The 20,212-nt window shown below is 46.9% G+C and carries 10 protein-coding genes and 1 pseudogene; 10 read left to right on the top strand and 1 reads right to left on the bottom strand.

What is annotated here, in order from left to right; all coding sequences use genetic code 11:
• Window positions 1-42: 42 nt before the first annotated feature.
• The 4 genes and pseudogenes from LOZ80_RS02795 to LOZ80_RS02810 form a co-directional block, all read left to right on the top strand.
• A complete protein-coding gene (locus LOZ80_RS02795; protein WP_238169996.1) occupies window positions 43-5,424 on the top strand; it encodes a chitobiase/beta-hexosaminidase C-terminal domain-containing protein in 5,382 nt (1,793 codons plus the stop codon).
• Window positions 5,425-5,496: 72 nt separating this feature from the next.
• Window positions 5,497-6,933: an alpha-L-fucosidase gene (locus LOZ80_RS02800; protein ID WP_238169997.1), complete on the top strand. Its 1,437-nt coding sequence runs from the start codon at window positions 5,497-5,499 to the stop codon at window positions 6,931-6,933.
• Window positions 6,930-7,943 (top strand): SGNH/GDSL hydrolase family protein, encoded by a 1,014-nt coding sequence (locus LOZ80_RS02805; RefSeq protein ID WP_238169998.1) that lies wholly within the window; start codon window positions 6,930-6,932, stop codon window positions 7,941-7,943. Before LOZ80_RS02800 ends, LOZ80_RS02805 begins: the two co-directional genes overlap by 4 nt.
• Before the next feature lie 15 nt (window positions 7,944-7,958).
• Window positions 7,959-8,381 (top strand): annotated as a pseudogene (locus tag LOZ80_RS02810) (ABC transporter ATP-binding protein); the annotation flags it as partial.
• Between the two features lie 287 nt (window positions 8,382-8,668).
• On the opposite strand, the gene LOZ80_RS02815 reads toward LOZ80_RS02810, so the two are convergent.
• Window positions 8,669-10,921 (bottom strand): sialidase family protein, encoded by a 2,253-nt coding sequence (locus tag LOZ80_RS02815; protein WP_238169999.1) that lies wholly within the window; start codon window positions 10,919-10,921, stop codon window positions 8,669-8,671.
• Window positions 10,922-11,457: 536 nt separating this feature from the next.
• Between LOZ80_RS02815 and LOZ80_RS02820 the strand changes: the two genes are divergently transcribed.
• The 6 genes from LOZ80_RS02820 (at window position 11,458) to LOZ80_RS02845 (ending at window position 20,181) form a co-directional block, all read left to right on the top strand.
• The gene (locus LOZ80_RS02820; RefSeq protein WP_238170000.1) at window positions 11,458-12,627 is read left to right on the top strand and encodes a mandelate racemase/muconate lactonizing enzyme family protein; all 1,170 of its coding nucleotides are present in this window, start codon (window positions 11,458-11,460) and stop codon (window positions 12,625-12,627) included.
• A 23-nt stretch (window positions 12,628-12,650) separates the two neighbouring features.
• Complete coding sequence (locus LOZ80_RS02825; RefSeq protein ID WP_238170001.1) at window positions 12,651-13,601, top strand: D-2-hydroxyacid dehydrogenase; 951 nt, start codon at window positions 12,651-12,653, stop codon at window positions 13,599-13,601.
• Between the two features lie 38 nt (window positions 13,602-13,639).
• Window positions 13,640-14,713, top strand: coding sequence for a sialidase family protein (locus tag LOZ80_RS02830; RefSeq protein WP_238170002.1), 1,074 nt, complete (start codon window positions 13,640-13,642; stop codon window positions 14,711-14,713).
• 126 nt (window positions 14,714-14,839) lie between these two features.
• Complete coding sequence (locus LOZ80_RS02835) at window positions 14,840-15,622, top strand: response regulator transcription factor (RefSeq protein WP_238170003.1); 783 nt, start codon at window positions 14,840-14,842, stop codon at window positions 15,620-15,622.
• Window positions 15,622-18,408 carry a sensor histidine kinase gene (locus tag LOZ80_RS02840; RefSeq protein ID WP_238170004.1) on the top strand — a complete coding sequence of 929 codons (2,787 nt, stop codon included), beginning with the start codon at window positions 15,622-15,624 and terminating at the stop codon, window positions 18,406-18,408. The genes LOZ80_RS02835 and LOZ80_RS02840 overlap by 1 nt, the downstream gene beginning before the upstream one ends.
• A gap of 99 nt (window positions 18,409-18,507) precedes the next feature.
• Window positions 18,508-20,181, top strand: coding sequence for a type 2 periplasmic-binding domain-containing protein (locus LOZ80_RS02845; protein ID WP_238170005.1), 1,674 nt, complete (start codon window positions 18,508-18,510; stop codon window positions 20,179-20,181).
• Window positions 20,182-20,212: the final 31 nt, after the last annotated feature.

Raw genomic sequence — 20,212 nt, forward strand, 5'->3', positions numbered from 1 at the left:
ACTCACCATTTCGGTTGGTCTCACAACCTCAAAGGAGTGTTCATGATGTCAATAACGAAACGTATCACAGCCTTATGGTTGGTCCTCGCTTTTCTTAACGGTTTCCTTCCAATCCTTGGTTCTCAGCAAGCCGAGGCATCGGGAGTAATGCCCCAGCTCCCTACGGTCGTATCGTCGGTCTACGAAGATTATGAATCGAAGTCGGTTGGAGATGCTCTTCTCACTTCTGGCAATTACCAATTGACAGTGCAGCAAGATCCATCCGAAGCAGGCAATAAGGTCGCTCGACAGCTGTATGGAAGCACAGCACCAAGCGGGTACACACCTACAATGTCATTTACGCCGTTGACAGGCACCTTCGTGTTAGACCAGAAGGTGAGACTTGATGGAAGCGGAAACAACCTGTATTACGTCATGTATATGCGGACCCAGAGTGGAAACATTCCGGTGCCGATTTGGCGTATCCATTACCCAGGTTCAAACCCTGGATTGTATTTGACGAAAGCGAATGGCAGTGGCGAAGAGAATGTCGTGCCGGCGAATCTGATTCAAACGCAGGTGTGGTACGCCATTCGGACTGTGATTAATACGTCCACCGCTACGTACGATATATACTTGCTTGACCAAGCCGGCAATCGGTTGTACGGCAGCACTGGCCGCCATTTGCCTACTGTCATCGGAGCGACAACCGTAGACTATTCAGCCGGATTCAAATGGCTGTACGGCAAGCATAGCGGTTCGACATTGGGTTACGCAGCAACATACAGCGATGATCTGTTTCTCTATACGATGTCTGCGGCTACACAGGCGGAGTTCTTGGTAGATAACGCTGAAATAGGACGCAATAAAGCAGAAATTACTTATGCCGACGGGAAGGTGGCAGCATTGGCTGCCGGAACAGTCAAAACCAACATGCAAATGAGACTGTCCGCTCTTCGTACCGGTATGGTTGCGCAGGCGTCGGCAGCTGTTTACACGGCCGAGCAAAGTGAGCTAGAAGCTGATCTCGCTGCTGCTCAAGCGCTGTTGCGCGAGCTGCCTGACGACGAAGACATCAGCACGCTACAGACACGTGTGAACGCACTTGCTAGAACAATCAATCACTGGTATTTAAACAATGACTATCAGCTGAACTCATTAAACTCTATCGTTTTTAACCAAAATAATTATGATGTTCGTGTTCAGGAGGACGCGGATGGAACTGGAAATCACGTAGCCAAGATGACATTTGGGCAGGTTCCGACGAGCGGTTTTTGGGGGGGAAGCAGCTTCGCCTCGCCAATTAAGGGTACAGTCCTCTATGAGAAATCGTTTCGCTTCGAAGGGACAGGAACGGGCATGTATCATCTACAAACCATACGAACGCAGGACGGCAATCAATCCGTCAATTTATTTCGGATTCAAGCACCGGGAAACTCTTCGGGTGTCTATGTAGGGAAAGCGGACGGCAGCGCAGGAGAGGATCGGCTTGCCATCGGCTCCATTGTGAATGATCGTTGGTATCGAATTATCGTAGTCATGCATCTGGAAGAAGCTACTTATGATATTCATATCATTGATTCCAGCAGCAGTGAAGTCATCGAGTCCTCCTTAGGCAGACATTTACTCATTAAGAACGCTAATACCCAGCCTATCGACTATACGTTGGGAATCAAATCAATGGCGGTGAGAATTACGGGTACTGCTGCCAGCTACGGCGATGCGGCACTTTATATGGACAATGAGCACATGTATGGCAATACATCGTCCCGTATTGCTGCTCACGTGCAGAGTTTGCTGGATCACATCAGGGAAGAGACGATTTATTATTCCTCCTCGCTGAAGCAGCGAATGATGCAAGCCATCGTGCTGTACCCCGAGCGCGCTTACAGCTATGTCCGCAATAAACGGAAGATGATTTCAACGGACCACCCGGACGTCAGGCCCGAGCTGGTTAACGGCATTGCGATGGCGTCGGTGCAGTTTCTCGCTAATCAGCTGGGCTGGACGGGGAGCTGGAACGAATCGCAAACCATCTATACCGTCACTTATGGCGGCACGACCTTGCAGTTGAATCCCGGATTGCCGACGATGACAGTCAACGGTGTCTTGATGCCGTTAGATCATCCGACCGTCCATGAAACTAACGCCTTGCAGGTTCCTATCGGAAATGTCGGGCAGGTGTTCGGGTTGACGTTGTTTCAAGATAATGCTCGCGGTGTATGGGTGCTGGACGCGAATCCCAACCTGTTCGATCCAATCAACGATGCTGCGTTGCTGGATGAGCTGAATAAGGTTCGCTTCGGAATCCGGCCGCCTACTATTACAGTTAATACGACTGCGGCTGAACCGAGTGGTGTTTCCGCTCAGCAATCGGAATTTAACGACCGAAATTCTGCTGCCAGTGTAGAGCAGCTTGCCCGAAGGCTCGCTAGCGTGCTCGACCCGACGGTTCCGGGGCTGATTGATTTCCGACAACGGGTTACAAGCGAGGATTATGAAGGAGCGTTAATGGCGTTTCGCAGCTATTTCCTGAATAAACTGCGCAATATCAACACGTTCAATTGGGACCAAGAGCTGTTGAGTTTTACATTCGGCAAGGGTGATTCGATGCCCGACGAGCTTCTGTACAACATACTAACTACGCCCGATATGAGAAAAATCCTAATTGGTGAACCTGGCCGAATCGATTGGCGCTTCGAAGCACCTGCCACCAATGCAGGGTATGCGTCACGCAATAACTATATGTGGCATATTGATCAATTCTATCCGTTGCTCAATCGTTTCAATAGTTCGGGGAATCTCTCCTATTTGGATAAATGGGGAGACTATGTCGATGACTGGGCGCTCCACTCTCACGGTTATGATTCCATTTTGCCTGCGGAAATTCCGGATGCGGATCAAGCCGGAGCACGTGCAGTCGTGTACCTAATGAGGCAATTGAAATTGCTTGCCGACCATTTGCCAGCTGATGGGGAAGGGCTGCCGGCTACTACATTGGCGAGGGTATTAATCAAGATGCAGGAGGAATATCCTCCGATTTCGATCGTATACGGCAGTTCCAATCCGCAAAACTGGACAACTGGCATTTTTACTTCGCTGATTATGAACGGACTTCTACTGAGTGAATTCAAGGACAGTTCCTTTTATCTGCGGGAAGGGTTTCGCCGCATGGAGGACTTCGGCACCACACATTATATGCCTGACGGCACGGAGTCGGAGCAATCGTTATCCTACAACCGGGAGGATTTGCGTTACGGTGCGGGACTTGCTTATCAAGTCGTAAAGACGCTGCGGCCCGATTTAATGACCCCTGAGCGGGAAGCGGAAATTAAAGAACGGTTGATGGCGCGTGCCAAGCTGATGTCTCACGCATTAAATTTGAAGGGCAAATTCCCGGCTGGCTTCCGCATTGATTGGCGCGACTGGACGGCGACAGTGAAGGAATTGCTGCAGGATGCGATTCCAGAAGCACTCCAGGATTCGAATATTGCAGCTATTCTGGCTATCGGCTCCGGGAGCCCGACACCGGCGGAGCCCGATTTTACATCGGAATGGTTCCCTTATGGTGGCTATTCGTTCATAAGGAGCGGTTGGATGCCTGACAGTCAGGAAGCGTTCTTGTTCAGTTCGAGCCATCCAGGCAATTACGGCTACCATAGCTTGCAGGGCAACAATATGCTTTCGATTCAAGCATTCGGTCAAGATATGGTGGTACCTGGCGAGGTGGGAGCATATGACAACATCCCAAGCCCGCTTACCGTCGATGGAGACATGCAGAATTACTCGTACGGTATCTCCAGCTGGGGCCATAGACAGACTCTCGTGTCCAGCTGGGATGAGCCGGCTGATCTCCGATGGTATGAATCTCCTTCGTTTCAATTCACAGAAGGCATGTATGAGGGACATTACGGAAAAGACGAAGGTACCGGTACCGACGATACGGCCCATCAACGCATGTTGACATTGCTGCAGGAGCAAGGCTTATGGATTGTGACGGATCGTTTGATCAGTGGAGGTACGCATAACTATCGAATGGATTTGCGTCTGCCTTCGCAAGTCATCGGTTCCCGGTCACCCGGCTACCGCGTGTTTGATCCGACGCATATCGAGCGTGGACAGTCCGACGCTCGTTCCGGCTACATGCGCACCCAAGATCCTGGCGTCAGCAACTTGTCCGTGTATCAATTCGGAAGCTCCGCGATGACGACTACCGGTACTGTAGAAATCGTGGCGTCTACGAACCTGTATAAGGTATCTGATTTTTACAGATTGAGCGCTTCGTTCTCTGGAAGCGGTGATCAAGCACTTGTGAGCGTCATTTATCCACGCCAAACCCAGCAGGCCGAACTCCTATCGATCGAGCCACGCAACGGTAGCGGGGTAGCCGGCTTCAAGGCGATTATGTCTGATGGCAAAGTCGTACAATATCAAGTGGCAGCGGATAAAAACGAAGTATTGTCGCTGGAATCGGTTTCCATTCAAGGAGAAGCGCTTTTGCTGCTCACTGATGCGAACGGGGTCACGAAAGGGATGGCACTAGGCGTTTCAGTTATGTCGGAGAGTGGAATACCGCAGAACATCAGCTTCGAGTTTGAAATTCGAAATGGGGTTATGCAGCAGTTGGGAAGCATAAATAAGCCGGTTGGCGAAGTCTCCATCACGCCTGGAGCTGATGTATTTGTCGATTACGTCACAGTCACGATGGCGACCTATACAGCAGGCGCGTCCATACGTTATACACTGGATGGCAGTACTCCGACTCTGTCTTCAGCGCTGTACACAGGTCCGTTTATGCTAACGGATTCGGCTAAGGTGAAGGCGAGAGCTTTTCGTGCGGGTGTCATGAGCGTCAAGGATACCATAGACAGCACGAATGTAAGCTCCGTTCGCACAGCGACATTCACGAAGCAAGCACTTCGACAGGCTGTTTCGGCCTCCACTGTGAGCGGTGTGGTTTACCGCTATTATGCAGGGGATTGGAAAGATCTCATGGTTCATATGGATCGGATGGATCCTACATCGCTGGGCACGGCGTCGGGACTGTTCGACTTCTCGGCGAAGGCAACCGACGGCGCATATGGCTTCGAATACAGCGGATGGCTTGATATTCCATCAGATGGCGTCTACACCTTCCGGGCGCCGGAAGAATGGCTGCTCCCCAATATCATGGCAGGTTACGATCTGCAATTGTTTATCGGCGACGAGAGGTGGTATCCAATAACGGGAAGGCAGGGCTTTGGCACTTGGTCAATCGCGCTTGAACATGGATTGCATCGCATACAGGTCCGATATGTCGATTATCGTGGGCAGACGGTTGCTGCTTATAACATTCCGAACTTGACGCCTCGAATATGGGAAGGTGTTATACCTAACCTGACCATCTCGGGACCGAATATGACCGAGCAAGCTGTACCGTCTTCAATGCTTCGACGCAAACCATAGAACAGCTACTTGTTCGCAGGCTCTCTTCCTGAGTGAAGGGAGCTTGCGTTCAGCATAAGGAGAGTGAACAGAATGACATCTCAAAACGATGAGGCTAGGGATCATATGGAAGCAAAAGAAAGGACGGAATCGTCGGATGCTGTCGCATTGCAGCACGCCATTATCGGTCATGCGGACTACCCGTCATCCGAGAGGCTGTATGCGCCAAATTCCCACCCCGATACGGCCTGGTTCGAAACAGCGGCTCTCGGTCTATTCATCCACTGGGGGATTTCTGCAGTTGAAGGGGAGTGTGATCTTTCCTGGGGAATGATGGCTGGGAAGCCGTGGGAGGCATTAATTGGTGAAGACAAGACCATATTACCGGAGGATTATTTCCGTTTAGCTGAACGATTCCAACCGAAGAGTAACCCTGCGGAGGAATGGTTATCGGGTGCCGCTGAGGCTGGGTTTCGTTATGCAGTACTTACAACCAGGCACCATGACGGTTTCTCACTTTGGCCGAGCAAATGGGGAAAGTTCAACACAGCCCTCACTTTAAGCGGAAGGGATTTTGTCAGAGAATTCGTAGAGGAGTGCCGTCGAAACGGGCTTAAAGTTGGCTTGTACTATTCTCCTCCCGATTGGTACTACAATCGTCACTATATGTCGTTTCATTATGGCAGTGCAGCGGGAAGCGGAGCAACATCTTTCGCGGGAAGGGCGCATTATGGCATGTGTCATGAGCCGATTCAGCTGCAGCCGCAGCCTCAAGGTTGGCAGGAGCAATTCCTTGCTTATATTCGAGGGCAAGTCATGGAACTGCTGACCCAGTACGGCAAAATAGACATGTTATGGTTTGATGGAGGTCGCGATTTGAGCGATGCAATCTCGATAGAGGAGATTCGCAAGTACCAGCCGGGCATACTTGTAAATACGCGAATGCATGGTATTGGGGATTTCGATACTCCTGAATGCCATATGCCGCAAGAAAGGCCGGTCGGTCGTTGGGAACACTGCAACATATGGGCTGAGGGACCATGGTGGGCCTATATTCGGTCGAGCGAACAGTATCGACCGGCCTCTTGGATGCTGTCGAGGCTCGCAGAGGTTCGGGCATGGGGCGGAAATTTCCTCGTGAATATCGGGCCGAAGGCCGACGGCACGTTGCCTGAGGATATATCAGTAAGATTGGCTGAGGTTCGTGAATGGATGAGACACAGTGGTGAGTCTATCTACGATGTCAAGGGAGGGCCCTATCCGGAATGCTCTAACGTTCCAGTGACATGTGGCTGGGCTTATTGGTATTATCATCTGCTGCCGAGCATGGAGGGTCTAGTCATTCTGAAAGAAACTAAGGCTACTCCTGAACGCGTGTTTATGCTGCGAACTGGGCAGTCGATTGCGTATCGCCAAGAAGGTGGCCATCTGCTTCTGATCGTTCCGGATGAATGCCGCACGACGCTTGTCGATGTTGTGGCCATTCAATGGACAGCGTCACGGGAAGACGAACCAGGTGACAAGGTATGATACATCGAAATGTAGAGCTTCATAACGTCGTTGAAGTCGAGTCTAGAGAATTTTACCCAGGTGTAGGCCTGCATCGGTTCCCAGCTTCCGTTCGAAACGCATTGGGCAAGCGGGGAAAACTTGTTTCCCGGCAATCGAGCGGCTGTGAAATTCGGTTCGTGTCGGATTCGCCGCAAGTTTGCGTATCTTTGTCATCGTTCGACAGCAACGGAGAGGCACTCGTTTTTTATGGAGATATTTTCCATTCCAAGCATAGTTTGATACAAGGCACGATACATACGATATTACTTGAAAAACCTGTTGAACTGGAAAATATGAATGCCAAAGTATGGAGTCATGCGAACTTCTCGTTAGGGGTATGGCGGGTGATGACAGGTAGATACCATGCTGTTTTTCATGGCGTCGACACATTCGGTGGGGATTGTCGTCCGCCTAGCGCAAGTGAGCTCCCTCGGTTGCGCTGGCTCGCATATGGATCTTCCATTACGCACAGCGCACATGCTACGCATCAAGCAAACACTTATGTTAGCCAAACGGCCATGAGGTTGGGGCTTGATGTTTTGAACGGTGGCTTGAGCGGCGCATGTTTGTGCGAGCGTGAAGTAGCGGATTATCTGTCTGAGAGGGAGGACTGGGACATCGCCACCCTAGAGATCGGCGTCAACATGCGCAGCGGCTTCAGTACAGAGCAATTCCGCAAAAGAGCCGACTACTTGATCGAACGGATGGTCAATAAGGCGCCGGGCAAGCCAGTCGTGCTGATTACCTCATTTCCCAATGCAGCAAGCGTCGAGCTAAATCCAAGTGATTCGGGGAAAAATCAGCACGAATTTAATCATATTTTACGGGAGCTGGCGTCATGTTATACGAATGTTCATTTATTTGAAGGCAGCGATATCTTGAGTAGTTACTCTGGATTGACATACGATATGATTCACCCATCCGATTACGGTCATGCGTTAATGGCCGAAAACCTATCAAGGCTGTTGCGCCCTGTTCTGCCGGTCTAAAGTTTACCGCTTAGTAGGAATCGGAAGATCGGATTTGTATTTCAGAACTTTAACTTACTTCCAAGATTAAACGCTTATGAAAATGTGGAGTTACCGTTGATTTATCGCGGCTTGTCGAGAAAACAGCGGGAGCCGCTTGTTCTAAAAGCGCTGGAATCTGTCGACCTGTTGGATCGCCGGAGGCACTTTCCGTCGGAGTTATCTGGTGGACAGCAACAACGTGTTGCGATAGCAAGGACGCTGGCAGGAGATCCCCCGATTATTTTGGCTGATGAGCCTACTGGGGCATTGGACTCGAAGACCGGTGTAGAAATCATGGATATTTTCCGGCGACTGAACGAGCAGGGACGGACGATTATTGTGATTACGCATGATCGGCAGGTCGCGGAGCAGGCGAAAAGGATAGTGAGGTTTCGGGATGGGCGGTTGGTTCATTAGATTAGTAGGAATATGAATTATTTATATTTGATGAGCGCTGCGGGAATCTGTAGGGCTCTTTTTTGCAAATACACACAAAGAGGTTTTGGTGTAACTGCTAAAACGGATCAAAGGTAGTCTCAAATTATTGCTTAATTTTACTGTCAACTTATGTTTTAGCAAGATAACCTCTTCTTTCGGTAAAATCCTATTGGTTGCACGGTACTTCATCGAATAATTCAAGATGAAAAAAGGTAGATGCTGCTAGAACGCAGTAACTACCTTTTTTGAATGTGATTGTTGGAATTCTATTGCAAGCTTTGGACATCAGCCGCACTTAATGGATAAGCATAAATGCTAACTTGGTCAATCAGGCCGTTCATCGTGCTTGCGGAGTTGACGCCTGCGGTCAAAGGAAATGCATTAGAAATATTTCCTCCCGTAAGTGTAGTGTTCTGGCCGACCAAAACAGAATCGACGTATAGCCTAAGCCCCAAAACTCTATCGGCTACGGCTATAACATGGTGCCACTGCCCATCTGCAAAGGTCGCTGTCGATTGGACCGCATCACTGGTACTACCATAATCCAACAGAAATTTAATTGTATTATTGGTTTCAAATCGTAACCAATATGCGGCATTTGTATCTCCTTTATTCAATATATATTTGATTGTACCCGGGACGCTTGTCTTTACCCAAGCGGAAACGGAAAAACTTCCTGTGGTTCCGAAATCAAAATCATTGCTGAAGGGATCTCCCAATGATACATAATCACCATTTCCGTCAAAGCTTAAAGCACCGCCAAACATACCGCTCGCACTCCGAACAGCATTTGTAATTGTTCCATGATAACCATTGTAGGTAGAATCCAGCACTGTACTTCCTGTGGTCTCATCAAACGTCCAATATCCGCTCAACCCGTATAAATGTCCCACTTCCGTTGAATCCAAAGCATAGTTGTATAGTCTCACTTCATCAATGAAACCATTCATTGTGCTTGTAGAATTGCTTCCAATGGTTAATGGAAGGGAGTTGGAGATGGCCCCGTTAGTAGGGCTGGTATCTTGCCCAACTAATACACCGTCGACGTATAGCTTAAGACCCGTTGTTCGATCGGCGACACCAACAACATGATGCCATAGCCCATCCGTATAGGTGGCTGTCGATTGAGCGGCGTCAAAGGTGCTGCCATAGTCGAGAAGGAATTTAATGGTATTATTCGCCTCAAATCGTAACCAGTATGAAGCGATCGTATCTCCTTTATTTAAAATATATTTGGTTGTACCCGTTACGCTGGTTTTCACCCAAGCAGAGACCGAGAAGTTTTGTGTGGTTCCAAAGTCAAACGCACCGCTGGAAGGATTGCCTAAGTTTACATAATCGCCGCTGCCGTCAAAGTGTAAAGCACTTCCAAATTTGCCGTTTGTGTCACGTGTCGCGTTCACAATGGTTCCGGGATTAAGGCCGCCAGCGGAATCCACAACTGTAGTTCCTGAGGTTTCATCTAAGCTCCAAGTACCGATGTTAGATTTATTCCACCAAATTCTCGAAACGATGGCTCGATTCGGAACGAGGGAGTTCCATTCGTTGCTTGTCACGATGCTCAAATCAGGCGTAATCTTAGTCGTTCCAAAATTGCCCAATTGCGCCCGGTTGTCCGTTATCGACATCACGATTTGTTCCGTGTTTTTTTTGAGCCGAAGTGTAACCGGATCGACTTCAGCCATCCATAAGGGAGCCCGATATCTGAGTATATCCGTGTTAGAAGTGTCCTGACGCGTATAGACCAGGTATAGTGCATTCGGTTGTGTCACCCAATGCATCTGCGTATTCATACTTCCGGTTACAGCCGTTCCGTCCTCCCATTGCAAAGTCACTGCTGACTGCCAGGTTAAACCGTCGCTGCTTTTGGCCAATCTGTTCTGGATATCATCGCGAATGGTCATAAAATATTCGTTATTGTACTTGGTAAGGGATGTTTCAATACCGGAACGGTTCCCGTTGCCTCCTGAATTGGGTACTGATGTACCTTGGCTGATGTAGGAAAGCGCAGTCCCGTTAAATGATGCCTTAACAACCTTTACATTGCCCGTTCCGTCCATTAAATTGATTGGCCAAAGCAAGTCTCCGGTACCATCGTCTACTTCATAAGGATAAACACTGCCGGTATGGCCGAGTCCATTAGGCCAGTCGAATAAATACCAATCGCTGCTCCAAGTTAAAGTGGCAGGATCGTATATGGCATAAGCGGGGTAGTTATGTTTCTTGGTAAAAGTAAGACTATATGATTGTGCCATACCGAACAGGATGATCTTTCCTGTTTTTTCGTGATAAACGGGTACGGGATCAATTAACATACCCTGGTAACCATCCGGTAATGTCTTCCATTGATATTGGGGGATGGTCGTAAGCGATGACCATGTCTCCCCGAGATCTGTGCTGGAAGTGTAGGCGATATCATAGAAAACATCGGTTAAATTGGTAGGGCTTTCATTTTTATCTTTGGATACGGTGCACATGATTTGGGGACTTACACCTCCCGGAATGGTTGCGCATCGCATGTGAGTCCACCAAAAGTTATTGGAACCATCATTTTGATAAGCTACCTTTTCATCAAGCTTATAAGAAGGTGGTGAAGACGCATGAGCAACAGATGAATTTTCAATTATGAAACACCCAAGCATTAAGGTAAATATGAAAGTGAAACAGAGGCTGTAAAGAAGTTTTCTTTGATTTTCTTTCATAATAAAGTCTCCTCTCAACATATCAATTGCCATGAATCATATTAATTTTAAAGCGCATTCAAAAATAGACACTTACTATCGTACCCCTTTCCTTTAGAAGTTGGATACTATCTCATAATATCACTATGAACTCTATACGATAACGGGATGAAATTTAGATTTGGTGGATTTAATTAAGCATTATTATGCTGAATTGACTTCCAGTCAACAGCAGAAGAGAACGTCTCCAAATTGGTGAAGATTGTATTAGATACCTCTAATGATTGTGTTACGGACCTCAGATGCTACTTTTATATAATAAATAGTGGAGCAATCAAGTTTGGTGAAATTGAGCATCGAGGGGGAAAACCGTAATGAAAATCACAGCAGTTAAATGTATCCTTGTCAGCGCTCCGTACGCAAATAAAGGGGATGTGGAGCGGGAAATTTGCCTGAAAACGGGATATCGTCCCACGGCCTTTTTGAAAGTAGAAACCGATGCAGGCATTTATGGTTTGGGTGAAACCTACGCGGGTACTTATGCACCCGAAGCAGTCAGAGGGATAGCGGAACAGATGGAGCACGATCTGATTGGACAAAACCCGATGTCCGTCCTTGAGATGTCCGATCGAATGCGGGTTGCTAATTATTACCTGGGACGAATGGGATTAACGCAATGCGTGATTGGCGGTATCGAGATGGCGCTTTGGGATCTAAAAGGTAAGGCGCTTGGCGTTCCTGTTTACGAATTGCTTGGGGGTAAGGTGCATAATGAAATGACTGCTTATGCAAGCGGTGGCAATAATAAGCCGATTGACGAGCTTAAACAAGAAATGCGTGACTACGTGACACAAGGATTCCGGGCGGTGAAAATTCGCATCAACCTGCTGCCGGATATCGATGCGATTGAAGAGAAGGTAGCCGTATGCCGTGAAGCTCTTGGGCCGGATATCGGATTGGCTGTTGATGCAGCGCAAGGCTTAGCGAAATATCCATGGTCTGTCAAAACAGCCATTGAGATTGCAAAACGTATTGAGAAATACAACCTCCTTTGGATTGAAGAACCGGCAGAGGTAACCAACTATGAAGGATTTGCGGAAATTCGGCGCAACGTCAACATGCCGGTTGCAGGAGGGGAGACGGTAACGAGCCTGGTAGAAGCTGAAGCGTATTTGAAAGCAAATTCGCTCGACCTGTTCCAGCCGGATGCGGCCGTTATCGGGGGATTGAGCGTGTTCCGGCAGGTAGCGCAAATGTGCGAACGCAAGTCCATTCCTATTGCCGTTCATGCATGGTGCGGAGGCGTGGGCATCATGGGGAATTTCCATGCGGCGTTCGCTTCTAGGAACTGTACGATTCTGGAGCTTTCCAATGTGCCGAATCCCCTGCGTGAGGAAATGATGGTTGAACCTTTGAAAATGGAGAACGGCAACATACAGGTTCCGTCGACCCCTGGGTTGGGCGTACACTTACCAGAGGGGCTGGAAGAGAAATATCCATACTTTCCAGGTTCTGTATATCGGGTTCCGCTGACGGTATCCTAATAGGAAGGTGGGAGAAATAAACGATGAAACCTCACGTCTTGGTTGCAGTCAATGGTTTTACGGAAAAACACATGGAACGCATCCGGCAGGTATTGTCCGGTTGGGCAACTTTGGAGCAAATTAACGAAGAGACTCTTGAGTCAGTTTTCTGTGAAAAGATAGGTAGATCGCAAATTGTGGTTGGTTGGCCGAAAGCGGAATGGCTTGCAGAAAGCCCGGTTCGGCTTGTCCAATTAGGAAGTGTTGGTTATGACGCTTTCTTGGGCAACACACATCAAGAGGGTACCACTTTTGCGCTTTGTAACGCTGGCGGTGTCATGTCGGTAGCTGTAGCAGAACATTTAATAGCTATGATGTTCGCACTGACACGCCGTATTTCGCATCATATACGCGATATGAATGAGCATAAATGGCGTCGTCAATTAGAATATGAAGAGGTGTTTGACAGCACAGCATGCATTGTCGGTGTTGGCGGCATCGGGACAGAAATCGCGCGACGTCTGCGTGCATTGGGCGTTCGTACCATTGGGGTGCGACGTGAAATCGGGGAATCGCATCCTTACTTGGATGAGATGTACCCGAGCTCCCGCTTGCAGGAAGCTGTAGCGCAAGCGGATCACGTAATTCTAATCTTGCCCGGTAACGCATCGACCGAGAAATTGTTTGACACTGCGATGTTCGCTTCTATGAAGAAAGGAGCCTATTTCTATAACCTGGCCCGCGGAAGTATCGTCGATGAGAATGCTCTGCATGCGGCACTTAGCAGCGGTAGGCTGAAGGGGGCGGGGCTTGATGTCTTCGAGGTAGAACCGCTTCCGAAGGGAAGTCCGTTATGGGAAATGGATAATGTGATTATTACACCTCATTCGGGAGGACGGTCGGTCAAAGAATTCGACCGTTTCTGTCAGTTGCTCTTGAACAATCTGATGAATTTCCGTGACGGAAAACCATTTCTCAATCAGGTTAATTTGTAAAAGTATGTTTGCCATGACCATATACGAGGTGAAATGACATGATGAATACAATAAAATACGTGACAATTGCGAAATCCTCTGCCAATAACCCAAGGAACGATACGGCTTCCATTGCTGAGTTGGAGGATGGCACATTATTAGCGGTTTGGCACAAGTATGACGGTTCTTTTGGAAGTGATTTCGATTTATGCCGGATTTATGCCAAAACCTCTACGGACGGCGGAATGACCTGGGAACGCGAGCGGATGCTGATCGATGTCAATCCAGAAGATCACAATGTGCAGGCCCCTGGTCTGTGTCTTCTTCCCAATGGAACGTTAATTCTCCATTGCTTAAGAGGCCATCAGGGGGGATCCAGCTCCACAATGGAAGCCTATGTCTCGAAGGATGGAGGCGAGACCTGGGAATTCCTTGCACACATTTGGGAACGTACGAAGGGGCAATGGCTTCAAGGCGGTGCGAACCATATCAACCTGTTGTCCAGCGGTCGATTGTTGCTTCCATTCCACTTCGGCACAGGTCATCAAGGAGGTCAGCACAATGAGATCGGATGCTACTTTAGCGATGATGACGGATTTACGTGGACGCGTGCCGCTGGTACCGTAGATCTGCCTATGCGTGGCGCCATGGAATCCTCCGTTGCTGAAATGAGCGGCGGACGTCTTCTCATGTCCATCAGGTCTCAATTGGGCGCGGTGTTTATGTGTGCTTCAATGGACGGCGGCAACACGTGGAGCTTACCGCAAACAAGCGGTTTGAAGTCGCCGGAATCATGCACTTGTTTACGGCGAATTCCTGGCACCGATGTACTCCTTCTGCTATGGAACGATAGTCAGTACGAACCCGGCAAGCATCATTTCGGACGCCGTACACCTTTAAGCGCAGCAGTTTCTACAGACGAAGGGAAATCCTGGAAAAGAGTGGGGAATATTGCGGTGGGACCGAATGAATATACCAATCTGAATTGTATGTTTACAAAATCCGGTAAAGCCATCATCACCTATATGCAGGTTGAGGATCCAGCATTCGATGCGCTGGAAACAGATCCACCTTTCAAACGGACTGGGATCGATTTAATCGCGGCAGTGTTAGACACCACAATAATGGTTTAGGCAAGGCAACTATCGTCGATAGACGGTAGTTGTTTTTTCATACTTATCAAGGTAACATCATCTTATAAGGAGAAACAATCTTCTCTATTTGTAAGCGCTTATAACAGGGGGGGGGGAAGGGATCCGATGTACAAAGTATTGATTGCTGATGATGAGGAGTTCATTCGCGAAAGGATCATCAACAACATGCCATGGGGAGAAATTGGATTTGAAGTAGCAGGGTGTGCTTCAGATGGAGAACTGGCTCTGAAAATGGCGCGCGAATGTCATCCAGATGTCATTTTGACGGATATTTTAATGCCGAATATGACAGGACTAGAGCTTGCTCAGTGCTTGAAAAGTGAATTTCCTCACATCAAGGTCGCGCTGATGAGCGCCTATGATGATTTTCAATATGCCAAGGAAGCGATCCGTTTTGGAGTGAAGGGTTACCTGCTTAAGCCAATCCTACGTGATGAATTCGTCGAATTGTTCCAGGGTGTCGCCAATGATTTAAAGAACGAGGGTGGGCAGCACGTCGTTCAGACAGCTAGACCTGCGTTTGTAAAGGCGACAAGTGATCGCAATTCGTATATTTCTCTTGCGAAGCAATATATTGCTGCAAACTATACAGAGCGAATCAGACTTGAAGACGTTTCGGAACGGCTGCACGTCAATCCGAACTATTTCAGCACATTATTCAAGCGGGAAACGGGAAAGAATTTTATTGATTATCTGAATGAGGTTAGAATCAACGAGTCCATGAAATTATTGCGGCATACCGATTACAAAGTTTTTGAAATTTCGATGAGTGTCGGTTATGGCAATTTTTCGTATTTCAATAAAATATTCAAACGCATAAGCGGTGTTACTCCGCAAACCTATAGAGAATCGGGCGGATCGGTCTTCCAGTCCAAGGAAGGCGTGTAATGAAGAGAAAAGAGATAAAGCTGAATCGTTTTTTGTTGCTTTTCTCCCTTTCGATCGTCTCGCTGATGCTCATCATTATCGGCTATGTGCTCTATGTGAAAACCGTCCATTACATTGATGAGAAAACCGATATGATGCAAGCCATGAAATTGAATCAAACAACCGCGGATGTGCGCAAGCAATTCGAAGATATTTACCAAACCATAGATAGTTTGCGCAATAACACCATACTAATCAATTCATTGGACAAATTAGGGCGACAAAACGCAACATCGTATGAAAAGGTGAGTCTGTCGCAAAACATTGAGTCCTCCCTATTTAATCTGAATAAAGGAAATGAGTTCATCAGTGGCATTACGGTTTGGACAAGGGGAGGCCAGTACAGTTCGAACGCTAAATATTCTTCCTATTATTTTGAAGGCAATCAATTGTCTCTTTCCAACCTGGACAATCAGATCACGTTCGTCTCCTTAAACCAGACGTATCAAGCATTTGGCTTGAAATCATTGGATATCAAAGATGATGCGCTACGAAATCTACTGGACGTATGGAACAAATCGAGTTACTTTATGTGTCCTCTTAAAGGTCCAGAAGGTACACTCGGAATACTCACGATCAATTTAAATGCAGCGGCGTTCAATCATATTCTTCCATACGGTGAATCTCTGGCGGTCTTGGATGCAAAGGACCAAGTTTTATTTAAGGGGAGCGAAGTAACCTCAGAAATCAATGAACTGTTGAAAAATACGGAGAATTCGCAGCAAATGGACGGAGTTCCATTCTCGGGGAAACGATATTTTTTCCGGGATATCGGATTTCATGACATCCGTATCGCTTTGGCCGAAACCGAATCGGGGTTTCATAAAAGGCAATTTCTGGCGCTTGGGGGATATTCGCTCATCATTTTAGGAGGCAGCGCATTACTTACTTTTTTTCTATCGCATTTGATTGGCCGCAAAATCTTGTTCCCCTTGCACAGCCTGATTAGTTGGATCGGCAGGCAACGCAGCTTGGAGGAACGATGGGAACCTGTAGATGGACTGAATCGATACAAAAAATTCACGATGAGGGACCGTTTTTTTGTCTATTTTTTAATTACGATACTGCTTCCTATCTGTCTTTTCGTTACGGTTTTCTATGTGCAATCATCTAAAATTATTACGCAGGAATTGGAACAAACCTTTTATACGTTGTTTGATAAGACAGCTCATCGAGTAGAGTTATTTGCCGATCAAAAAGAGTCTGCCATGACCCGTTTGGCTTACGACGCGTTCGTTGTATCCTATATGGATCAACCGAGCGATAACCTGCAACAGCATATGGATCAACTGATTTTTGATAGTTTTTTGCCAATTCTCAGTGAGGATGCCATTGGTATCTACAATATAGATAATCAATTGATCTACAGCAATCGATATAAGCATGCAAACCAAATCGACCCGACTTTTTTCGAGCAAATACGTGCTAGCCGTAAACCTATTTTTTACTGGCTTCCACCGACGGATACAGCATCATCTACGGTAAGTTTAAGCATAGGCATCGTCGATATTAATCGTTATTCAAGTCCGATTGCTTATATGAAAACGGATATAAACGGTGTTTTCTTTACCAATCTGTATGCCGATCTGAACGGGAATGGCAGTGAAGCGTTTATCGTGGATGAAAATGGACGTATAATCTCCCATCCGGATATGGGAAGAATTGGGCAGAAGGCCGACATTCCGTTTCAATTGGATTCATCGGAGGGGACCCTATTCCACTCGGATAACGCCATATATTTTTCTAAGAAAATCGCTGCTTTACCCTGGTATGTGATTGCACGGTACGATGCCTCGGCGATTAGGGATCAAGTTATACGTCTCTTTTTCGATGATATTTATTTGTTGGTCATTCTTTTTTTGCTGATTCTCCTATTTTCCTATTTGATGTCACAGTATTTAGTGCAGCCGCTAGCTTCCATTCAAAACCGTTATCTGAGCATTGATCTTGATCGTGTTAATCAATTAACTCTCCATAGAAGCTTTGCGATTGATGAAGTTGAACAGCTAAGAATTTCCTTTAACCACATGCTGGAGAGGATTCATAGGTTGGTACAGGATACATTGGATGCGAATCAGGAAAGGCTAACCCTTGAATTTGAGAAAAGGGAGCTGCACATGGAGGCGCTGCAGGCACAAATTAATCCCCATTTCCTTTACAATACACTTGAAAATATCATGTATATGATCGAAAAGGGAGAACGCCATTTAGCTGTAGATATGATTGGACTATTGAGTCGTCTGTTTCGATATGCCATGGGGAAAGACAGCCCATTGACGACACTTAGAGAAGAGATCGTCTACTGCCAGTCCTATTCGAAGATCATGAGCTACCGCTATAAAGATAGGATTTATTTCGAATGGCATATGGACGAATCGCTGAACGATTGTGTCGTGAATAAGATGATCCTACAGCCCATTATTGAGAATTCAATAAGACATACTCTTAAGATGAATAACAGCGAGATTAGGATTAGAGTCAGCTGTATGAAAAAGGAGAATCATATCGAAGTGGTCGTCAAGGATAACGGCCCCGGCATAGAACAAAATAAGCTAAATGAAATTCGTCTTCGTTTGGAGAATAGAGATCGGGGAAATGTAGGATTATATAATGTGAATAGTAGAATTAAACTCCAATTTGGCGATGTGTATGGCTTATCGATCGATAGTCCCGGTGTTGGAACGATAGTGACAATCCGGCTTCCGTACCAGAGCGTCAACCCTATGGAAGCGTCCTCAAATGTATGAGATTCGTACTATAAACCCCTGATGATTGTGTTACTGATCTCAGGGGCTTCTTATTTATAATAAAGAGGTAAGGCAAGCGATAAGAGTAGGGGGATGGATATGAAAAGTAAAACAGTAAGCGTAGCCTCACTAAGCTTGGCAGTGATCTTGATGGCTTCTGGATGCTCGGGGGGAAAAACAACGAGCGAACCGAACGTTACCAGTGCATCAGACAAGCCTGCCGAAACCACAAAAGCGCTGGACATCAGTTGGGTTGGCCAAGGGGCTAGAGGCAAGATCGAAGATAACAACAAGGTTCAACAAATGATTGAAAAGAAATTCAATGTGAAATTGAAGAATCGAAAACTGGATGTAAACAACAAGGAACAAAAAAATCTGATGGTAGCCTCGGGAGAATTGCCGGATATCGCCTTCATGGATGCACCGGAAAAGTTATATTCGGATTCTGTCACCCGAAGCATATCCAAGGATATGATCATGAAGTACGCTCCTAATTACGCTAAAGTTTTAAGCGATCAGCCAACGGGGTGGAAAATAAATCAAGTGCCTGGTAAGAATGGCGAATATTATGCTCTCACGGGTTATAAACAAGATTGGGATAATCTCACTTGGGGTCAAGTTTACCGTCTGGATTGGATGGAAAAACTCGGATTTAAACCTAAAGGGGACATCGTTCCCGTGGGTACTTCCGGTGGTGCCGAAAGAATTTTCTTTACAAAGCAAGCGTTTACACTGGATGAAGAGCAGAAAATGTTCGAAGCGTTTGCCAATAATGATCCTGACGGCAACGGAAAAAAGGATACGTATGGTTTACTTCTGAACAATAGCGATGCATCTTGGGCTTTAAATACGGAAGCTGGGGCGTTTGGCGTTGGTTGGGATTATAATGTGGAGGAAAACGGGAAAGTAGTCAATTATGCGATCAGCCAAAACTATAAAGAGTTTCTGACATACATGGCCTCTTTAAATAAAAAGGGGTATATCGATCCGGAATTCACCACATTAAACCGCGCTAAAAGCTGGGAAAAATTCGCTGCCGGGAAATACGGCGCAGCGCAGGTGCAGGTTCAAGCGGCAGGCATGGTGCCCTTTACGTTCAATCGTCCGCCTGGAAATCTCGTCCTGAAGGATCCAAATGCGAAATTTCTTTTTACCCCGGCACCTATCGGTTCTAAAGGTCAGCAGGGTTCTGCCGCTTATACGCCTGTAGATGGATTCGGCTATGCGATGGTCATCAAAAAGGATGTCTCGGATGAAAAATTAGCTCGCATTCTCCAGATTTTTGACTATTTGAACTTGGACAAAGATGGGCTCATGCTCTCAGCGTTCGGTGAAGAAGGAAAAGATTATTCGTGGGAAGCTGAGCCTTATAAGTCGGCTGTCATTCCTAAACAGGCAGCGGAAGTCGAAAAAGACGGTATAGGTTACTACAATTTGCCGATCCAATTAGGGAATGTCAATGCGTATTACAGTAATGCTGCCGTTTCCAAATTGACAGATCTGTATTTTGGTGCAGAAATAGGCAGGAAAACGGCCTATCGGCCCTTCAAATGGGATTATTTCAATCAAACCAAATACAATGAGTTGAAAACCAAATATGATGCAAAATTAAAAACGATAACGGATGAATTCTTGTTTAAGTCCATTACGGGTGAGCTGAATGTCGATTCTGCTTGGGATACCTACGTGAAGAATTGGCGCAGCAGCGGTGGTGATGAGCTTCTTGCCGAACTGGAAAAAGCGCCGAAAGTCGCCGATCTCCGTAAGAAGTAATTTGAAATAAAGAAAAAACGGATAAGATATG

It is taken from the genome of Paenibacillus sp. HWE-109 (assembly GCF_022163125.1).
Lineage (GTDB): Bacteria > Bacillota > Bacilli > Paenibacillales > NBRC-103111 > Paenibacillus_E.